This is a genomic window from Arcicella sp. GW821-FHT09D11, assembly GCF_059416265.1.
In genome coordinates this window covers 650,435-668,776 of the sequence record NZ_JBWKOV010000002.1, presented here as the reverse complement: position 1 = coordinate 668,776, position 18,342 = coordinate 650,435, and the positions used below count along the sequence as shown (strand labels likewise).

The 18,342-nt window shown below is 34.7% G+C and carries 18 protein-coding genes; 6 read left to right on the top strand and 12 right to left on the bottom strand.

Annotation, left to right across the window (positions count from 1 at the left end; genetic code table 11):
* Positions 1 to 50: 50 nt before the first annotated feature.
* Both AC07N0_RS07985 and rpoN read right to left on the bottom strand, forming a co-directional pair.
* Entirely contained in the window at positions 51 to 1,520 is a 1,470-nt protein-coding gene (locus AC07N0_RS07985; protein ID WP_492802053.1) for a sigma-54-dependent transcriptional regulator, read from the bottom strand.
* Between the two features lie 84 nt (positions 1,521 to 1,604).
* Complete coding sequence (gene rpoN / locus AC07N0_RS07980; protein ID WP_492802051.1) at positions 1,605 to 3,062, bottom strand: RNA polymerase factor sigma-54; 1,458 nt, start codon at positions 3,060 to 3,062, stop codon at positions 1,605 to 1,607.
* A 336-nt stretch (positions 3,063 to 3,398) separates the two neighbouring features.
* On the opposite strand from rpoN, the gene AC07N0_RS07975 reads away from it, so the two are divergent.
* Both AC07N0_RS07975 and AC07N0_RS07970 read left to right on the top strand, forming a co-directional pair.
* Positions 3,399 to 4,796 carry a sensor histidine kinase gene (locus tag AC07N0_RS07975; protein WP_494588760.1) on the top strand — a complete coding sequence of 466 codons (1,398 nt, stop codon included), beginning with the start codon at positions 3,399 to 3,401 and terminating at the stop codon, positions 4,794 to 4,796.
* Positions 4,797 to 4,807: 11 nt separating this feature from the next.
* Positions 4,808 to 5,254 (top strand): response regulator, encoded by a 447-nt coding sequence (locus AC07N0_RS07970; RefSeq protein WP_492802047.1) that lies wholly within the window; start codon positions 4,808 to 4,810, stop codon positions 5,252 to 5,254.
* Here the strand turns inward: AC07N0_RS07970 and AC07N0_RS07965 are convergent.
* From AC07N0_RS07965 to AC07N0_RS07955, 3 genes are all read right to left on the bottom strand, one after another.
* Complete coding sequence (locus AC07N0_RS07965; RefSeq protein ID WP_494588759.1) at positions 5,251 to 5,790, bottom strand: hypothetical protein; 540 nt, start codon at positions 5,788 to 5,790, stop codon at positions 5,251 to 5,253. The two genes, AC07N0_RS07970 and AC07N0_RS07965, sit on opposite strands and share 4 nt — an antisense overlap.
* Positions 5,771 to 6,142, bottom strand: coding sequence for a hypothetical protein (locus AC07N0_RS07960; RefSeq protein WP_492802044.1), 372 nt, complete (start codon positions 6,140 to 6,142; stop codon positions 5,771 to 5,773). The genes AC07N0_RS07965 and AC07N0_RS07960 overlap by 20 nt, the downstream gene beginning before the upstream one ends.
* Positions 6,143 to 6,272: 130 nt before the next feature.
* Complete coding sequence (locus tag AC07N0_RS07955; RefSeq protein WP_492802043.1) at positions 6,273 to 6,581, bottom strand: YtxH domain-containing protein; 309 nt, start codon at positions 6,579 to 6,581, stop codon at positions 6,273 to 6,275.
* 329 nt (positions 6,582 to 6,910) lie between these two features.
* On the opposite strand from AC07N0_RS07955, the gene AC07N0_RS07950 reads away from it, so the two are divergent.
* Positions 6,911 to 7,255, top strand: coding sequence for a response regulator (locus tag AC07N0_RS07950; protein ID WP_494588758.1), 345 nt, complete (start codon positions 6,911 to 6,913; stop codon positions 7,253 to 7,255).
* A gap of 137 nt (positions 7,256 to 7,392) precedes the next feature.
* Here AC07N0_RS07950 and AC07N0_RS07945 read toward each other — a convergent pair whose 3' ends face one another.
* The 4 genes from AC07N0_RS07945 to def form a co-directional block, all read right to left on the bottom strand.
* Positions 7,393 to 8,502 carry a M15 family metallopeptidase gene (locus AC07N0_RS07945; protein ID WP_494588757.1) on the bottom strand — a complete coding sequence of 370 codons (1,110 nt, stop codon included), beginning with the start codon at positions 8,500 to 8,502 and terminating at the stop codon, positions 7,393 to 7,395.
* A 58-nt stretch (positions 8,503 to 8,560) separates the two neighbouring features.
* Positions 8,561 to 9,424, bottom strand: coding sequence for a DMT family transporter (locus AC07N0_RS07940; protein ID WP_494588756.1), 864 nt, complete (start codon positions 9,422 to 9,424; stop codon positions 8,561 to 8,563).
* 131 nt (positions 9,425 to 9,555) lie between these two features.
* Positions 9,556 to 11,904: a ChbG/HpnK family deacetylase gene (locus tag AC07N0_RS07935; RefSeq protein WP_494588755.1), complete on the bottom strand. Its 2,349-nt coding sequence runs from the start codon at positions 11,902 to 11,904 to the stop codon at positions 9,556 to 9,558.
* Positions 11,905 to 12,367: 463 nt separating this feature from the next.
* Positions 12,368 to 12,946 carry a peptide deformylase gene (gene def / locus AC07N0_RS07930; protein ID WP_492802034.1) on the bottom strand — a complete coding sequence of 193 codons (579 nt, stop codon included), beginning with the start codon at positions 12,944 to 12,946 and terminating at the stop codon, positions 12,368 to 12,370.
* Between the two features lie 360 nt (positions 12,947 to 13,306).
* Between def and AC07N0_RS07925 the strand changes: the two genes are divergently transcribed.
* Together AC07N0_RS07925 and AC07N0_RS07920 are read left to right on the top strand one after the other, a co-directional pair.
* The gene (locus tag AC07N0_RS07925) at positions 13,307 to 13,981 is read left to right on the top strand and encodes a TatD family hydrolase (RefSeq protein WP_494588754.1); all 675 of its coding nucleotides are present in this window, start codon (positions 13,307 to 13,309) and stop codon (positions 13,979 to 13,981) included.
* 92 nt (positions 13,982 to 14,073) lie between these two features.
* Positions 14,074 to 14,688 carry an inorganic pyrophosphatase gene (locus tag AC07N0_RS07920; RefSeq protein ID WP_494589093.1) on the top strand — a complete coding sequence of 205 codons (615 nt, stop codon included), beginning with the start codon at positions 14,074 to 14,076 and terminating at the stop codon, positions 14,686 to 14,688.
* Positions 14,689 to 14,811: 123 nt separating this feature from the next.
* On the opposite strand, the gene rimO is transcribed toward AC07N0_RS07920, so the two are convergent.
* Entirely contained in the window at positions 14,812 to 16,122 is a 1,311-nt protein-coding gene (gene rimO, locus AC07N0_RS07915; protein ID WP_494588753.1) for a 30S ribosomal protein S12 methylthiotransferase RimO, read from the bottom strand.
* Positions 16,123 to 16,531: 409 nt separating this feature from the next.
* Between rimO and AC07N0_RS07910 the strand changes: the two genes are divergently transcribed.
* Positions 16,532 to 16,747: a hypothetical protein gene (locus AC07N0_RS07910; protein WP_309912624.1), complete on the top strand. Its 216-nt coding sequence runs from the start codon at positions 16,532 to 16,534 to the stop codon at positions 16,745 to 16,747.
* Between the two features lie 128 nt (positions 16,748 to 16,875).
* On the opposite strand, the gene AC07N0_RS07905 is transcribed toward AC07N0_RS07910, so the two are convergent.
* Together AC07N0_RS07905 and AC07N0_RS07900 are read right to left on the bottom strand one after the other, a co-directional pair.
* Complete coding sequence (locus tag AC07N0_RS07905; protein WP_494588752.1) at positions 16,876 to 17,682, bottom strand: hypothetical protein; 807 nt, start codon at positions 17,680 to 17,682, stop codon at positions 16,876 to 16,878.
* A gap of 163 nt (positions 17,683 to 17,845) precedes the next feature.
* On the bottom strand, positions 17,846 to 18,331 hold the full coding sequence (locus tag AC07N0_RS07900; RefSeq protein WP_494588751.1) for an SRPBCC family protein: 486 nt from the start codon (positions 18,329 to 18,331) through the stop codon (positions 17,846 to 17,848).
* Positions 18,332 to 18,342 lie beyond the last annotated feature (11 nt).

Here is an 18,342-nt window from a genome sequence, read left to right as displayed (position 1 = left end):
TAATTTATTCGTATTTAGGGCATTGTTAAAATAGATATAATAAGAAGTACTTATAATTCAAACACCTTCATTTTGTTATAAAGGGTTTTTCTATCAATCCCTAGAATCCTGGCAGCTTTACTTTTGTTAAAGTTTACTTCTTTCAACACCTTCAATATCATATCATATTCAGCTTCAATAGCCGCTGATTTTAACGAAGGTTTTGAAAATATTTCTGCTGGTGATGTAGTTTCTTGAATCTCATGAACAGGCTCAACAGGTTGTACTGGTGTTGCAATGGGTGTTGGGGTTGAGGTTTCAGTAAATAATAATTTAGCGTAATTTGAGATTTCAAAAGGAAGCGTTTTTGATTCAATCCATTCTCCATCAGTTAGCAAAGTGGCTCTTTTTATTACATTCCTCATTTCACGAAGATTGCCATACCATGCATAATTCATAAAATTATCAATTACATCAGGACTGAATCCTTTTACCTTTTTTCCTAGTTCTGCATTGGTTTGATCTAAGAAAAACTTGGCGAAAACCATAATATCCGCCTTACGGTCACGTAATGGCGGTACATCAATGCTGAACTCGTTAAAACGATGGTATAAATCTTCTCTGAATTTTCCTTTTTTTGATGCCTCAATCAGTTTTTCGTTTGAAGCCACTAAAATTCTGACATCTAAAGGAATCTCTTTGGTTCCTCCAATTCGTTTCATTTTTCTCTCTTGCACAACCCTTAATAAAAGTACTTGGACTTCATAAGGTAAATTAGCAACTTCATCTAAAAAAATTGTTCCACCATTAGCCATTTCAAAGTGACCAATCTTCTGATTCAAGGCTCCTGTGAAGGCTCCTTTTTCATGTCCGAACAGTTCAGACCCTGCTAAATCCTTAGAAATAGCCCCACAGTCCATTGCTACAAATGGCTGGTTAGCTCTTTTACTATGCAAATGTATTTCCTGAGCAATCGCTTCTTTTCCTGAACCACTTTCTCCGTAAATCAACACACTATAATTAGTGGGTGCTACCAATTCAATCTGACGAATCAAGAATTTTGATTCAGCGCCATCTCCAAAAATATAGTTGGCTGGTTTAGAAGTTTTCTTTTTCGTAGATGTGCTTGCTGCTCCTTCGGTTTCTTCTCCTAAATCTTGCATGCTACCTTTTTCAGTTTCTACACTTTCTAAGGCTTTCTTGATTGTCAGCAAGATTTCATCAGGGAATAGTGGCTTTGTGATATAATCATAAGCCCCCATTTTCATCACATTTACGGCAACCTTTATATCCGAATAACCCGTGATAATCAATACAGGTACAAAGGGAAATTTCTCTTTGATTTTCACGAGTATCGTACTACCATCAGTATCGCCCAATCTAAAGTCAGTCATGATTAAATCTGGTCTGAACTCCTGTAATAAATTCAACCCAGTATTACCATCATGCGCAATGGCTACTTCATAATTGTTTTTTGTCAAAAAACGACGAAGTAGTAAGCATATATCAATATCATCGTCAATTACTAAAATCCGTTGCATAGTTCTATTGTTAAGTAAAGAGATAAAAAGTAATATTAAGATAGATAGTGTGTGTACTTCTTAATTATTAGAATCTCTAGTTTATTATAGTTGTCTTCTTAGTTGTGCCGAAGAAATATTCAAGTTTTCACGATATTTAGCTACAGTTCTTCTTGCAATATTGTATCCCTGTTGTGCTAATAATTCCATTAATTGAAAATCATTAAATGGGTTTTTCTTATTTTCATTCGATATTAAATTAGCAATAGCCTGCTGAATCTCACGGTTTGAAACTTCCCCTCCAGAATCCATACGAATTCCTTCCGAAAAAAGATCTTTTAAATTAATAATTCCAAAAGGTGTCTGAGCATACTTACCACTTGTTACCCTTGAAATAGTTGAAATATCCATGCTAATTTGAGTAGCAACGTCTTTCAAAATCATTGGGCGTAAACTGCTAACATCTCCGTTTTTAAAGAAATCTTTTTGAAGATAAACAATCGACTGCATCGTTTTGAGCATCGTCATTTCTCTTTGTTGAATTGCTTCAATAAGCCAGTTAGCCGAGCTTATTTTATTGCTTATGTACTGATTTGCCGCTTTATCTTTATTTGAAGTGATAGCATTGGCAAAATCCTGATTAATTTTCAAGGACGGAATTCTACTATTATTTAAGGCGATATCTATCTGAGTATCTCCATACATATTGGTTTCATAAGTAATAATATAGTCTGGAATGATATTGTCTTTTACAGCAATAGAAGATGTTTCTCCATCAATCACAGGCTTAGCATTTAAGGCAGTAATTTGTGCGAGGGCAGCTTTCAATTCATCAGAACTTACTTCTCTTAAACGCATAATTTTTTCATAATTACGCACCGCCAATTCGTCCATATTAAACGCTACAATATCAATCGCTAAAGATACGTCTTGTCCTCTTTCTTTTTTATATTGAAGCTGTCTCATCAAGCACTCCTGCAAATCTGCCGAAGCAATGCCTACAGGCTCCATCATTCTCAATACCTTTAGTAATTGTTCTACATCGCTGGTATCTACAAAAAGCCCATTAGCAAAAGAAAAATCATCTGCTATTTCCTCTGATGAGTAAGTCAAAAATCCCTCATCTGTTAAAGAATCAATGATATAATCTATTAAAACAGATTGCTTTTCATTTAATGGTAAAAAATGAACTTGACTTTTTAATTCATCTCGCCAGTCGGTATTTTGTGCGATGGGCAAGCTATATAGTTCGTCGTCCTCACTATGATTATTTACCTTTGTTTTATAATCAGGAATATCGTCATGGGCATACTCATCCCAGTCGGCATAGTCATTGTCGGGTTTAACAATACTTTGAAAATCATCTACTTCGCCATCTTTATCAAAATCCTCTGAAGAGTCCTCATTAGCTACAGCTCCTTCTTCTAACAAGGGGTTTTCTTCCAACTCATTTTTGATACGTTCTTCCAACTCAAGTGTTGATAATTGCAAAAAATTAAGCATTTGTATTTGCAAAGGCGTAATTTTGAAAGTCTGTCTCTGGCTCTGAGATAAATTCATCATGGTGATATGGTTTTTAGGAGTGACGACTACCTATTTTCAATTAATGAGCCGTAAATTTGTTTTTATTTATTTTTTTTAGAAAAGTTATAAATAAAACAACCAATTAATTGATTATCAGCGAGTTAAATAAGTATAAATATTAAATATAAATATTCTAAAAAAGTATAAAACTATTTTGGGACTTATTGGCTCGAGATACTTTTGCACAAGTTGTGAAAAATATTCCACAGTTTGTAGAAACGCTTTTAATTTATTAAAAAAATTATTGAAGTTATTTTTCAGTTTTCATAACTCTTTATTTAAAAATTTGTTATAAGTTATAACAGGTTGTTAACTATGCAAAAATCTCAGACCCTACAATTCATCATAGCTTCATTTATAGGATTTGCCTTTATGTTAGGTGGTCTATCTTGGATTTCTTTTGAACAAATTTCTTTAAATAAAGAGTATGCACAACTAGTGGAACATACCCAATCTGTACTATGGTTGAGCGAAGAACTTATCTCTTCTATGAAAGATATTGAGACGGGTCAGCGAGGGTATATTATCAGTGGAAATGCCACTCATCTGGAGACGTATAGAGAGGGTAAATCAAAGGTTTTTGCAAGGATAGATACCCTTAAATTACTAGTAGCTGATAATCCAGTGCAACTAAGAAGTTTGTATAAAATAGAGGGGATGGTTAAAGAGAAAATAAAGTATGTAGATTATAGCATTAATACCGTAAGCAACAATCAACCTATAGAGATGAGCGTGTTTGAAAAAGGTAGAGAAGCCATGGATAATCTGAGGATATGGATTACTACTTTTCAAAGCAATGAAAAATCTCTGCTTGACACTAGGGTACGTTCAAAGACTCATGGGCAGTCGCTATTACCCATTTATCAAATCATGCTTGCGGTTGCCTCTTTTACATTGCTATTTATTTCATTTTACTTAATCTATTCAGAACTTAAAAATCGATTTAAGTTTCAACGTGCCTTGGAAAATAAAATTGAAGAGCTCAATCGTTCCAATAGTGAATTAGAACAATTTGCTTATGTGGCATCCCATGATTTGCAAGAGCCCCTCAGAAAAATCAGGGCTTTTTGTGATAAACTATTGGTACGACAAAAAATGTTCTTAAACGAAGATGGCCAGGAAACACTTGATAAGATTTCGGCATCGGCTACCCGTATGCAAATATTGATAGATGACTTATTGAATTTTTCAAGATTGGTAAGCCCTAAAAGACAGGAACTGGGGAATGTTAATTTAAATAAAATTATTGAGGATGTTTTGAGTGATTTTTCAGAAGTAATTAATCAAAAAAATGCAACTTTCTCAATTGCTAAATTGCCAGAAATAAAAGTTTATAGTTTTCAAATGAGACAGCTTTTTTTAAATATTATCAGCAACTCATTAAAATATACTAAAGAAGGGGTTCGTCCTCAAATAAATATTGAATATTCTACTGTCCAAGGAACTAGCATTGCACAACTCTCAAGCGTGCATGAAGACCGTTTTTTCCATAAAATTACAGTACAGGATAACGGAATTGGTTTTGAAGAGGAATATTGTGAGAAAATTTTCGTAATTTTCCAGCGATTACATAACCGCAATGCCTATCAGGGTACTGGAGTTGGCTTAGCGATTTGCAGAAGAGTGATGAATAATCACAACGGTTTTATTTTTGCCGAGGGCAAATCGTATGATGGAGCAACTTTTAGTATTTATTTCCCAATTACTGCTTAATAATTTATAAAATGAAAAAAAGATACGAAATCTTAATTGCTGACGACGATGACGATGATAAGTTTTTAGTAAAATCTGCTTTTGATGACTGTGCATCACACATCCCTATTCAATTTGTTGAAAATGGTATAGAGGTATTGGAGTATTTAAAAAATGAAGGTCAATTTTCTGATAAGCATGAATTTCCAAGGCCTTCAGTCCTTATTTTGGACTTGAATATGCCCAAAAAAGATGGTCGTGAAACGCTTAAAGAAATAAAAGCAAATCCATTATTAAAAAATATACCAGTAATAATATTGACAACATCAAAGGCCCAAGAAGATATCAACTTATGCTATTCTTATGGAGCCAATGCATACATCGTTAAACCAAACTCGTTTACTGAGCTTACTGATATTATTACAGTCCTCACAAAGTTTTGGCTAGAAATCGCGACACTTCCTTCTGTCAATAGCTAAACAGTTTTCCTTACGTGGTGATTATTCTTTTTTATTGGTACGTTATCTATTGATATTGTTCTTAACACAGGTTCAGGCTTTTCACTAGTAACATCCTTTACCCACATCAATGCTTTTTCTAACAAACCTCTTCGAGGCCTTGATGGAATTTCTATGGCTTTATGTGCTGGAGCTACTTTTTCCTTAATCCATGTAACAGACTCCTCCACCAAATTGCCTTTGTGGTTGGCCACGTAATTACTTAACAGATTCTTAGCAAAAAAAGGAACGACCAAACGAGTAATCCATGATGCTTTGCGCAACACTAAATTCCTCAATATGGCATCTACGCCTATATTAAGCCCAAAACTGACTAGTGCATTATTTTTATTACTCTGAGCAAATAGTTGTTGAGAAGCACCTGCAATCTGACGAACTGGGTTTATTTCAGCTTTAAGATTTTCAAAACTCTGGCTTAGTTGAGCTTTAGAAACAACTATTTGGTTTTCAAGACGTAGCTTTTCAGCTCTATATTGTTCAATGTTTTGTATTTTCATCTCCGCTAGAAAATTTCTTTAAAAAAGAATTTATTAAAGGCACTTTTATATACTTATCTTTCAAAAGCCACAATAAAATAGCTACCACAACATATAAAATTCCGACGTATAAAAAACCAAGAGCGAAACTATTGAAGTGTTGCCCAATAAAAAACGCCAGAGAAAAACTCATAAACAATAATACAATCATACCTATTACGATAAAAATCAAAGCTGTAGCAGCACTAGTAATGCCATCTGCCGCTTTATAAGACGCGTTCAATACACCTAACTTCCACTGAGCCTCAATATATTCTTTAGCGTGTTCAAAGATGTCTTCAGAAGTATCTTTAACTTGTTCGAAAACTGTCATAATTTTATTGAGTAAAACTTGATTAGAGATAATAATTGACAAGTAATGCGATGGCATTACATCTCCTAAATAAGTTCGAGCTGACCAAAAGGAATTACCAAAGGTATTTTTTTGGTCAGCTCACATCCTACTAAGCTCCTGCTACATCTCTTTGTGCCGTCTTAACAGTGTTAACAGTATTATCTGCTATTTGCTCAAATTCGTCTTTAGCTTTGTTCTTCCAACTTTTAGCTCTGCTTTCAGCATCTTCAACTAAGGCTTTAGCTTGATTTCCTCTTGTCTGAATCATGCTTAATAATTCATCAGCCCAAGTGTTAGCATTTTTCTTTACAATTTTTCTTAAATCAGAACCTTTTTCAGGAGCGAATACTAACCCAATTGCTGCACCAACCGCTGCGGCCGCTGCAATTCCAACAATAATTTTTGCGTTGTTTGACATGATAAAAATTGTTTTAGTGTGAATCTTTAATATCTTCGTCTTATAGACTATAGTAAAAGCTATAAAGACGTTATTCTTCTTTCTCATCTTAAAATTTTCATACCTCAATCAAATGCTTATTTTTTTGGATAGTTTTGAGGTACACAATCCTCAAATTGTGGAATTTATCTTTTGGCTTTAATAATCTCTATTTTACACTGGCATGATTTTTTATTAATGTTTCAACATATATGTAAAACTTAAAAAGTTCAACATAAATCTTATGCTGTTTCCTATAACCATTAGTGTTTTAAAGGCTGACAAGACTAAAATTTGGACTGCCAAATGCCATGAAAAATGTAGCTTTAATTATCGATGATGAAAAAGACACCTGCCTTTTATTAAAACACTTTCTTAAAAGAAAAGGTATTTCCTCATTTTATGCTTTGACACTCCAAGAAGGGATTGGAAAAGCTTTGGAAGTAAAACCCAACTGGTTGTTCTTAGATAACAATTTGCCAGATGGGTACGGAATTGACCGTGTAAAAGAGATAAAATCTATTTCACCCGAGTCTAAAATTATTATGATTAGTGCGATGGGGAATTTATTTGAAATTGCTACGAGTGTAGGTGCAGATTCATTTATAGAAAAGCCTTTGGATTTCACTAAAATCGAGAAATCTCTTTCTTTGTAAGAATATATTTTACTATGATTGGCATAGGATATTCCCTTATTGCCAATTATTTTCTACCTCTGTTTAATCTCTAAACCTTAATATTCTCTAAACCTCAATATATTTTATTACCGTTTAATCTCTAAACCTGAATAACCCTACTTCCACAAACCCAAAGGATAAGCAATTTTACTTTTGGCCGTAATTAAACTTACAGTTTGTGAAGATAAATCCCCAATCAATAATAAATCGTTTTCTGTCTGATAGCCATCCGAAGTTGCCAATTGTAATTGTATTTTATCAATCAAAATATTGGGCAACTCACTTTGACTATCTATACATTGGCATGGTTTATCTTGCTTTAGTTTATTCAGTTCCTGCAATAGTTCCTTCGTATCCCCTGCTTTTTCTTCTTTGCCCCAGCCTATCATTTTGTTCATCCATGTGTTGTACATTGGTCTGAAAGGCTCAAATTCAAATACTAAATCAGGATATTTTCTTAGTAATTCCGCTCCGTTTTTATACAACTGTATATGCCCTGAATCGATAAAACCCACAAAATTACCTCCCCAAGTAAGACCAAATGCTTCTGTTAGGCTATCTAAAGGACGATAAAAAACTAAGTTATTCGACATCCGTCCTTTGCGATTATAAATCGCAAAATCAGCGGCTAGACCGAAATTGTGCATTGAAACTGGCGTAGCCGTTTTGTTTTTCCCTAAATAATGTAATTGACGGCTTGTAGAACGCAAATCAGAAACTACTTTGATAGAGCGATACTTCCGTTTCATGATAGACAATACAGAATCTCTTTTTTCAAGAAAAGTTTTACGTTCGTCGCCAAGCATATTTTCCCATCGGTTATATAAATAACTAGGCTGTTTTACTAATGCCCACAGATAAGCTTGTTCTTGCCAAGTAATATTCAAGTCAGGGAAACCCGTCATATTGATAATTTCCGAATCTTCATCATCATCTCCTGCCTTTAGCGCAGTAGCCTGAATATTGCCCAATGTGTCGACAAAGGCGACATAAATATTCCTTGCTTTCAGATTTTGTTTCAGCAAAGTATCTGCTAAATAGAATGGTTGGGTAAGTGTATACACCCTCAACTGATCTACATACTGAGTTGTATCACAAGTTAAATCTTGCCAAGAGTCATTTTTAAACAGATTTGATGTATTATCAATCAAATTACAAGCAAATAAGGAAACCGAGGCAAAAAGTATTTTTAGAAGATTTCTTAAGAGTAAGGCAGATATGATCATAAAGTATTAAGGAATATTTATACCAAAATACAAGAAAATAGCTAATTAGGCAATTAATTCAAGCATTTAGTTTATCACGCTGGGCTAAATATAACCCAACAATCACTAACGACGTTCCGATATAAGTATAACTGGTAATAGGTTCATCTAAAATCAATGATGCATAAATAAAACCAAAAATTGGATTGAGGAAAAGCCAAAGTGAGGCTTTTATGGGGTCTATTTTGAGGAGATATAACCACAATTGTACTGCACCGATGGATACAGGAATAGCCAACCAAAGTACAGACATCGTAAATTTAAAGTCATATACATTCTGCGACCAGTCAATAAAGAAATAAGTAATTGGCAATAGGAAAAACCCTCCTATTAATACTTGCCAAGCATTAATGGTAGATAAGGATAAATGCCATGTTTGAGCGGAATAATAAACCGTCCCTACTGAATAGGCTATCATACTGACTGAAAGAATGAGTAATCCCTCAACATCGGCAAAACTCTGTTGCAAAAGTGGGTAAGTAGCAATGGCTACCCCTGAAATACCCAGTATTAAACCAAAAACTTCTGTTCTTTTTACAGACCGCCCAAGCCAAAAGGCAGATAAAACACTAATAATAAGTGGATTTGTGGCCACAGCCAAGCTTCCGATGCCTGCTGACACATGTTTGAGTGCTACAACAAAACATCCTAAATATACCGTGACATTCAAAAAACCATAAATGGCGATTTTTTTCCACTCTTGGGTATTTGGTAGGGGATTTTTCTTGACAATGTGACTATAACCTAACATTAAAATGCCTGCCAAGAAAAATCTACAACTACCGATTACGAAAGGTTGGGCTGATAAAAGCCCTATTTTGGTGGCTGCTGATGCTGATGCCCAAAGCATTGCAAAAATCAACCCTATAATAATATTTTTCATTCAATACGATTCTTATACTTTAATAAGCCATACTAGGCTAAATCAGTTTCAAAGTTGAATCTTTTTAGCGTAAAAGTGTACCTTATTGATGCTAAAATCGTATATATAGGGAAATTAATCCTGATTATTATTTATTTTTTTCCCTCAATTACGTCTTTATAACTTACCAATTGTATTCCTTTTTTTAGTATCACTGTCTTTACTTTTTCACTTGTAAAAATAGTGGTTACATCTTGGCGACCTTTGGCTACATCCTCATAACCGATATGGTATATAGCACGAAGTTCGTCATTATCAAGCCCAGGATGTTCCACAAACACATAGGTTTTGCCGTCTTCTAGTTTATCCAGCATGGCAATAAAGGCTTCAATCCTATCCTCAGTGCTTTTATTATTAAAGTCAAAACCAGTATAAGCCACATTAATATCCTTCATCGAGTCTACATCTACCATCGTCAGCTTATACTCTTTGGCTATACGTCTTGCCATGTTTTTTACTTCCTGAGTAAAGCCTGTGCTACCCATGTGACCAGAAACGTGACTCAATCGTGGAATATATTTCAATGCCATTTCAATTTGAGCTCTTAGTTCCTTTTCAATGTCTTCAAGCTTCCAATCGTTGTCCAATACCGCTTGTTTAGGGTAATTATTATTATGAGAAAGCATTGGGTAAAAATATCCATCCTCATTTCGTAAGCTTTTTGCCTCAGTGAGGGGTCTCCATTTTACATTATCCCACTCGCTGGTAATGGCAAAATGCAATCCTACGTCCACAGTTTTATTTTCAGCCAATAATTTCACAGCTTCTGGAAACCACGGCGACGCTACAATCACTTCAATGGATGTTTCGATACCTTCTCTATAAGATTTTATCAATGCTTCATTGCCTGAATGTGAATAACCCATATCATCACCTCTGATGATTAACTTAGGTGCATTCGCTTTACTATTAAATAAAATGCCTTTAGAGATACTTCTTTTTCGGTTAATGGTAAATATGCTTTGAAAATCAACTGATACACTTTCGCCATCAAAACTACAAACGATGGTTTCAGTATGCGGACTTTCGATATAGCGTAGCGTCAATATCAAGGTATTTTCATCTTTCCATGTATAGCTTCCTGCTACTTTGAAGGCTGGCAATCCTACCCTATTGGCTTTTGCTCCTGCTACTAAATAGGGTCCAAATTTGGTCGTTTCAGACAATTCCCATTTTCCAGCACCAAAAGGAATTAGATGAGTAGCAGAATCAGTCTTAAAAGTTACCTTACAAATACCGTCACTGAAATTAAATTGTATATTTTCAAAGCTTCTATCACCCGTAATCATCCCAAATGTTTTGCCCGAAACCTTCGCTTCTATACCAGAACTATTACTTTTATTAGGGATGGCCAATGCCAAAGACCCTGCTTTTTCTTTCAGTTTAGCTAACATCGTAGGATTAGCTGGCAATTTTTTGGCTTTGAAAGCAGGTAAAAGATATTTCCAAATAAGATTAAATTCGCCTTGCATATCGGGTGCTTCGGCTGTAACAATGATTACGGCATCTTGTTCTGGTAAAACAATGATAAACTGTCCATTGGCTCCATCACCCCTAAAACCATTGTTTCTACAACGCCACATTTGATAGCAGTATCCTTGTAACCAATCACTAGAGTCTTTTTTAGCTTGTGTGGCATTAGGGTCTTGCATTATTTTCATGGTCGACGCCTCCTCAACCCATGATGCTGGCAAGACCTGCTTTCCTTTCCACATTCCTTTTTGTAGAAATAATTGACCGAATTTAGCCATATCCTCTGTTTTGAGGCGCAATCCCCAACCACCCGTATTGATGCCTTTAGGGTCCACTTCCCAATCTATTCCACTAATGCCTAAAGGTTCAAAAAGTCTTGGCTTTAAGTAATCAATGACTTTCTGCCCTGTTACTTTCTGTACAATAGCTGATAGCATATACGTAGCCGTTGAATTATACAAAAATTTAGACCCCGGTTTATTGGCAATAGGTGTACGTAGGAAAGCTTTTACCCAGTTTTCATTTTTGCCAGCAATTTCGCCTGTAGGGTCAGTTGCGTGTCCGACGCTCATGGTCAGTAAATCTTTTATTTTTAGCTCTGCTAGATATGGACTAATTTGTGTTGGTAAATCTTCTGGGAAAAAAGAGATTACTTTATCATCCACACTCAATTTTTTTTCTGTTACCGCAAAGCCTACAGCGGTAGCCGTAAAACTTTTACTGACCGAATACATCGTATGTTTTAAATCATTGGCATAAGGATTCCACCAAGATTCGGCCACTACTTTACCATGACGAAGCATCATAAAACTATGAAATTCGTGTTTGCTCTTTGAAGCAGCATCCAGAAAATTAATAATGGCTTCAGATGAAACGCCTTCTGCTTCGGGCGTACTTCTTGGAAGAACAACTGGCTTTTGAGCCAACAATTGAAAACTGACGAAGAGGAGAATAAATATTTTTCTCATTACAGGATGATTAAGGATGAAAAGCTGATTGTTTTTAACAAATTAACAAAAACTAATCAATAAATAATCCTGTTCTGTATTAGGAAAGCCCATTTTTTGAAATGATACAGGCAACTATTATAAATAAAAAACATGAGTCATCCCGAATTTTCTAACTAAATAGTGAGTTTCATAAGATTTCAAAGACTTTTGGATTTATACTCGTCCTTACTTTTTGCCTTGATGCAAAAAGTAACAAAAAAAATCAAGAATTCCTAAACTCGCTCCGCTCAAACAGTAGGAATTCGGGGAACATCAATCACAAAAAAGCGGTCTAAAAACTAATTTAGACCGCTTTTTTTGTGATTTTAAAATTCGGGATGACTAATGTTTGTTAATTTAAGTAATCTATATAAAATAAACACTGAATAGAGGCAATGACAGCTTGTTATTCACAACTCACAATTCTTAACTCACTACTTGATTACTTAGGAAACTTCATCTTATAATCCACTTTCACATTACCCTTTGTAATATTAGCAAGTTTATTTTTCAACATTCTCTTCTTTACAGGGCTTAAATGGTCTGTAAAAAGTACGCCATCAATATGGTCGTATTCATGTTGAATAATACGGGCAGCTAAGCCTTCAAATTCTTCGATATGCTCCTTAAAATCAACATCTAGGTATTTAATTTTAACAAATTCTGGACGATATACGTCTTCTCTGATATTTGGAATAGACAGACATCCTTCTTCAAAAGCCCATTCGTCTCCATCCTCATCCAAGATTTCGGCATTGATAAATACTTTTTTGAAATCCACCAATGATGGATCTTTATCTCTTTCGTCTAAATCTTCTCCTTCATTAAAAGGACGACCATCTACTACAAACATTCTGATAGCTAGACCAATCTGCGGAGCAGCCAAGCCTACACCAGAAGCATTGTACATGGTTTCAAACATATCTTCTGATAACTTCTTTACATCAATCGAGCCTTTTTCTATATCAACGGCAACTTTTCTAAGCACGGAATCACCGTAAGCAACTATAGGATAAATCATTTTCTGAGTTTTCTGAATGCGACGAAATACGTCGTTTGGTTATGTATGTGATTTGCATTTCCAAATCTTCCTGCAAAGTTACGGAAAAGGTTTATTTTTTCTTTCTTCGTTGTTAAATGAAAAATTGGGAATGCTTACCCTTCTTTGAAATAGAATGTATTGATTACATGTAAAAAATGGGTATTCTCTTGTATTTATATAGTATTTTTACCAAAAAACAGGCTTGGGAAGCATTGGGTTTTTATGTATTCTCTTGTATTTATATAGTATTTTTACCCACAGATTCACGCTGATTGTTTTCGCAGATTTACAGAGATTATTTTTTACTTTCTGCATAATTAATCCTTCTCAATTTTTCAAATGCCAACCTGTATTAATATCCATACTCACCATTTTTCCGAAGAAAAGGATACGCTATCTGTTGTAAATGCTCAAACAGACTCGGGTTGGCTAGATTTATCTAAGGGAAAGTTTTCGGTAGGTTTACATCCGTGGTACATAAAAAAAGAAAATATAGACAAGGATTTTGAGGAATTAGCACAATTAGCAAAGCACCCCAATGTATTAGCCATTGGCGAATGTGGGCTAGATAGATTGATTGAACTGAATATCAATATCCAAGAGGAGGTTTTTATTCGGCAAATACATTTGGCTGAAACTTTACAGAAACCCGTCATTATCCATTGTGTCAAGGCATTTTCGGAATTAATCGCTTTGAAAAAGAGATTAAAGCCCCAAGTTCCACTCATTGTTCATGGGTTTAATAATAATCCCCAGATTTGTACTCAACTGGTTCAGCATCAATTTTATATTTCCTTAGGAAGTGCCTTACTGAATTCTCAATCGAACGCTAGTAAAAACATTTCATCTATTCCAATTGAACAGTTATTTTTAGAAACAGACGACAAATTTTGTTTTATTTCGACTATATTTGCCCATGCTTCAACCTATTTAACGCAACCTGTTGAAGTTTTACAAGAACAAATATTACAAAATTTCAAAAAAGTAGTAAGTGCCGATTCGAGCGTGGTATGAAAAAAAAACCAAGAGTTAAAAAGCCGGTTGAGAAAGTGATTAAAACAGGTATTCCTCACACACCACCATCCATCCACTACCAACCCATTAGTATGCAAAGAAACTTTTATAAAGCCCATCCGTGGCATGGTATCCAGATTGGAGACGGCATGCCGAAAGTAGTGACTGCTTTCATCGAAATTGTATCGACTGATACTGTAAAGTATGAAATCGACAAAGAGACTGGTTATTTGAAAATTGACCGTCCTCAAAAATTCTCTAACATCGTTCCTGCCTTGTATGGGTTCCTTCCTCAGACTTATTGTGGAGAACACACAGCAGAGTTTGCTCGTGAGCAATCAGGAAAAGTGATTGAATCTGGCGATGGTGACCCATTAGATATTTTGGTGCTTTCTGAACGTACTATTACGCATGGAGATATCATCTGTCAGGCTATTCCAATCGGTGGAATCAGAATGATTGATAAAGGAGAAGCTGATGATAAAATTATTGCGGTATTGAAAGGCGATTCATTGTATGGAAGCTGGACAGACATTTCTCAATGCCCAAAACCAATTATTGATCGTTTGGTTCACTATTTCTTGACGTATAAAAATATTCCAGGTGAAGAGCAAGTAGCGGTTGATATTGATGAGGTATATGGTGCAGATGTTGCTCACCAAATCATCATCAAATCTCGTGAAGACTATCGTAACTTGGTAGGATAAAGAATTGATTTGAAAATTTGAGGATTTGAAAATTTGAAAATTGTAAATGCGAGGAAAGATGATAAAAATCAAACATCCATACTTTATAATATTTTCAAATCTTCAAATCTCCAAATTTTCAAATTATAAAACCACTTCCCCGTACAAATCAAATTCTTCTGCACGATTTACTTTTACATTAGCAAAATCGCCCAAACGTACATATTGGCTTGCGGGAACTAATACTTCATTATCTACCTCTGGCGAATCAAATTGTGTTCTTCCGATAAAGTATCCTCCCTCTTTTCTATCAAACAATACTTTATAAGTATTCCCGATTCTCTGCTGATTCAATTCCATCGAAATATCCTGTTGCAAAGCCATTATCTCATCAGCACGTTCTTGTTTTACTTCGGCAGGTACATCATCTTCAAAAGAATGTGAGTGTGTATCGTCTTCATGCGAATAAGTAAATACACCCAAACGGTCGAAACGCATTTTCTCGACAAACTGATATGTTTCTTCAAAATCAGCTTCTGTTTCACCTGGGTGTCCTGAAATCAAAGTCGTCCTTAAAGCAATTCCAGGCACTTTATCACGAATAATATTGATTAAATCTTCGGTTTTTTCACGGGTAATTCCTCTACGCATTCGCTTCAATACTTCTGTTGAGCCACTTTGCAAAGGCATATCCAAGTATTTACAGATGTTTGGATATTTCGCCATCGTATCCAATACATCCATTGGGAAGCCTGCTGGATAAGCATATTGTAAACGAATCCAATCAAGCCCTTCAATATCAGCAAATTGTTCTAATAATTCAGAAAGATTACGCTTTTTGTAAATATCTAATCCGTAGTAGGTTAAATCTTGGGCAATTAAAATCAATTCTTTTGTACCACGTTTTACCAATGATCTAGCTTCAATTACTAAGTCTTCGATAGAACGAGAAACGTGTCCACCACGCATTAAAGGAATAGCACAGAAAGAACATGGGCGGTCGCAACCTTCGGCAATTTTCAAATAAGCATAGTGTGTTGGCGTAGTCAATAAACGTTCGCCAATTAATTCATGCTTATAATCTGCCTTTAATGTTTTTAGTAAACGTGGCAATTCATTTGTACCAAAGAAAGCATCAACCATAGGAATTTCAGCTTCTAATTCATCTTTATAACGGTGTGACAAACAACCAGTTACATATAATTTATCGATAATGCCTGACTCTTTGGCATCAACATATCTTAAAATAGTATCAATAGATTCTTGTTTGGCATTATCAATAAATCCACAAGTATTTACAATTACAACGTTGGCATCGTCCTTTTTAGACTCATGCGTAACATTCATACCATTGCCTTTTAATTGCGTATAAATTACTTCTGAATCCACTAGGTTTTTACTACAACCCAGTGTTACTATATTTACTTTATTCTTACGTAATGTTTTAGTTTTCATTTCAACGAACCCAAATTCAGTGGGAAATTATGTGTGCTTTAGCACGGATTGTCGGTTAATAGCAAGCTGTTATCTAAATAAGCGTCAGCCCTTTATTCAAAAGATGATACAAGATATATTTTTAGCCATTTTCTGAATTAGCCTGCAATTTACAACAAAATTTATCAGCATTAAGCTTTAAAGAGAGAGGTTCTAGCTTTTCTTTTGGTTTAGGAGCAATAAGAGGAGTATTTAGGCTTCATATTTGGGGTAAGGAATACCTCTGTTTCGAAATCATCGTTCAATATTCTCCTTTATTTACAGTGAATATTCTAACTTTGTAGTTCGAAAAAATTAAGCTAATTCGTTTCAGAATTGTTGGTTTTGACTATTTCAAATCAACAATTCTCAAATTCTCAAATTAATATTCATGGATTTTAATTTCAAACAATATCACATGCGTTCAATTAATGCTGCTTCAGCAGAGGAACGTGCCGCTATCAATCAAGAATTAAAAGATTTTTATGCTTCTTTGAACGAGGAAGACAAAAAGACATTTAATACACAATTGCAAACATTTATTGCTAGAGAAATGGGTCGCTTGAAAACTGATTATGAGGCGATTAAGCAGGGAACGCAGAACTAGCTATGAGCTATGAGCTATGAGCTATGAGCTATGAGCTATGAGCGTTTAGACTCATGGGTAAACGCTATTTTAATATCTTATTATTTTTAATAAAAAAGCTCATTGCTGATAGCTTAAAGCTAAAACAGCTAGAAATCATAACTAACCGAAACGCCAGACACATTGGCTTTTGAAGCAGGTGCAGCAAAACCTCTTAAAGAATCTGACGAACCAAAATTGATTCGTTCATAACGAAGCTTAATCGTTAGCTTTTTGATTTTTGCCCCAATTTCTACGGATGGAGATAATTGTCTTTTTAAGTCTAATTCTGCATTGGGCAAGTTAAGATTCTTTTCATCCAATTTCAATTTTGAGATAAGTGGATAGCTACCTGATATTCTTAAAGTAAGTTTCACTTTAGATTTAGTAGCATAATTCAACTTAGCTCCGAAAGAGGGAGAGAGAAATTTGTATTTTTCTTCAACTAGCAAAGGACTGGTCTCTGTACCATAATCGGTAGAACGTCCCCATATTTTAGCTTCAAGTCCTAAGAAAGGCTCAATAGAAACATGAGAGCTATCACTTAGTTTAAAAGGAACTCCTACGTCTACATTGATAAAACCTCCACTATAGGCTGTTTTAGGAGAAGAAGAAAGAAAGCTACCACTTCCAGGTTTATCAAAAACAGAAGTAAAAGCAAGCGGTGGTGAGGGGTTGATGATGCTCTGGCCTATTGTTTTAAAAATAGCTGTGCCAAAACTAACGTTTAATTTTTTAGTTGGTTTAAGCTTTAATTCAACGCCTATTTCGCCTATTGTATTTTTTTCTAACCAATTTACATTTCTTATTGCACCAGTCGGCGTAATTGTAATAAACTTCAGGCTATCAACAGTTTGGGCAGTAACACCCAAAGATGAACCGCATATTATGGTGGTTAAAAGTATAAATCGTTTCATATAACAATGGCAATAATGAGATATAATTTTCTCAATTAAATACAAACGCAAAATTAATTCTTAAATTGTTAAAATCACGACAATTTAAAAGACTTTTCCCCTTAATTTTTCTTAAAAAAACTTAAATTATTTTATTTATTCAGAGGGACTTATAAAACAGATTTTAATATTCGTCTTTATTCAACACTAATTTCCACAAATCTGTTTCAGCGTATTCTTTAATAACTTTATTTCTATCTTCCAGTAATTTAGTAAGGTACTTTGTAAGGATTATCTTATTAACAATTTCGCCCAATATTCCACAAGGAGATTCAAAGGTGAAAACATCTTTCATCATAACGTTTTCCTCTTTTACCTCAAAAAAGTGATCATGAACAAATGATTTAAAAATCCCTTTAAGTTGTTCGTCTCTAAAATGATTCGGATAACTAAATGCTGTTATGATTGATGTCAATTTTTGTTTAATACCAAAATGTTTTGCCTCCCACGTCACGGACTCCCCTATATTAATAAGACCTGTAGTTGTGCCATCAATCGCATTTTCATTCGTATGAGCAGTAGAAATTTTGTGTAAATCTATGCTCCTAGATAAATCAAAACAGATTTCAATATCTGATTGTATGATGGTTTCTAATGTGATTTTTGGCATTTTATTACTGT

What these genes read in the sequence shown, in the direction of transcription:
- AC07N0_RS07920 (WP_494589093.1), top strand. Translation starts at nt 14,074, where the DNA reads ATGCAAAGAAACTTTTATAAAGCCCATCCGTGGCATGGTATCCAGATT.
- AC07N0_RS07900 (WP_494588751.1), bottom strand. Translation starts at nt 18,331, where the DNA reads ATGCCAAAAATCACATTAGAAACCATCATACAATCAGATATTGAAATC.
- AC07N0_RS07945 (WP_494588757.1), bottom strand. Translation starts at nt 8,502, where the DNA reads ATGATCATATCTGCCTTACTCTTAAGAAATCTTCTAAAAATACTTTTT.
- AC07N0_RS07940 (WP_494588756.1), bottom strand. Translation starts at nt 9,424, where the DNA reads ATGAAAAATATTATTATAGGGTTGATTTTTGCAATGCTTTGGGCATCA.
- rimO (WP_494588753.1), bottom strand. Translation starts at nt 16,122, where the DNA reads ATGAAAACTAAAACATTACGTAAGAATAAAGTAAATATAGTAACACTG.
- AC07N0_RS07910 (WP_309912624.1), top strand. Translation starts at nt 16,532, where the DNA reads ATGGATTTTAATTTCAAACAATATCACATGCGTTCAATTAATGCTGCT.
- AC07N0_RS07970 (WP_492802047.1), top strand. Translation starts at nt 4,808, where the DNA reads ATGAAAAAAAGATACGAAATCTTAATTGCTGACGACGATGACGATGAT.
- rpoN (WP_492802051.1), bottom strand. Translation starts at nt 3,062, where the DNA reads ATGATGAATTTATCTCAGAGCCAGAGACAGACTTTCAAAATTACGCCT.
- AC07N0_RS07965 (WP_494588759.1), bottom strand. Translation starts at nt 5,790, where the DNA reads ATGAAAATACAAAACATTGAACAATATAGAGCTGAAAAGCTACGTCTT.
- AC07N0_RS07975 (WP_494588760.1), top strand. Translation starts at nt 3,399, where the DNA reads ATGCAAAAATCTCAGACCCTACAATTCATCATAGCTTCATTTATAGGA.
- AC07N0_RS07985 (WP_492802053.1), bottom strand. Translation starts at nt 1,520, where the DNA reads ATGCAACGGATTTTAGTAATTGACGATGATATTGATATATGCTTACTA.
- AC07N0_RS07935 (WP_494588755.1), bottom strand. Translation starts at nt 11,904, where the DNA reads ATGAGAAAAATATTTATTCTCCTCTTCGTCAGTTTTCAATTGTTGGCT.
- AC07N0_RS07905 (WP_494588752.1), bottom strand. Translation starts at nt 17,682, where the DNA reads ATGAAACGATTTATACTTTTAACCACCATAATATGCGGTTCATCTTTG.
- AC07N0_RS07955 (WP_492802043.1), bottom strand. Translation starts at nt 6,581, where the DNA reads ATGTCAAACAACGCAAAAATTATTGTTGGAATTGCAGCGGCCGCAGCG.
- AC07N0_RS07960 (WP_492802044.1), bottom strand. Translation starts at nt 6,142, where the DNA reads ATGACAGTTTTCGAACAAGTTAAAGATACTTCTGAAGACATCTTTGAA.
- AC07N0_RS07950 (WP_494588758.1), top strand. Translation starts at nt 6,911, where the DNA reads ATGAAAAATGTAGCTTTAATTATCGATGATGAAAAAGACACCTGCCTT.
- def (WP_492802034.1), bottom strand. Translation starts at nt 12,946, where the DNA reads ATGATTTATCCTATAGTTGCTTACGGTGATTCCGTGCTTAGAAAAGTT.
- AC07N0_RS07925 (WP_494588754.1), top strand. Translation starts at nt 13,307, where the DNA reads ATGCCAACCTGTATTAATATCCATACTCACCATTTTTCCGAAGAAAAG.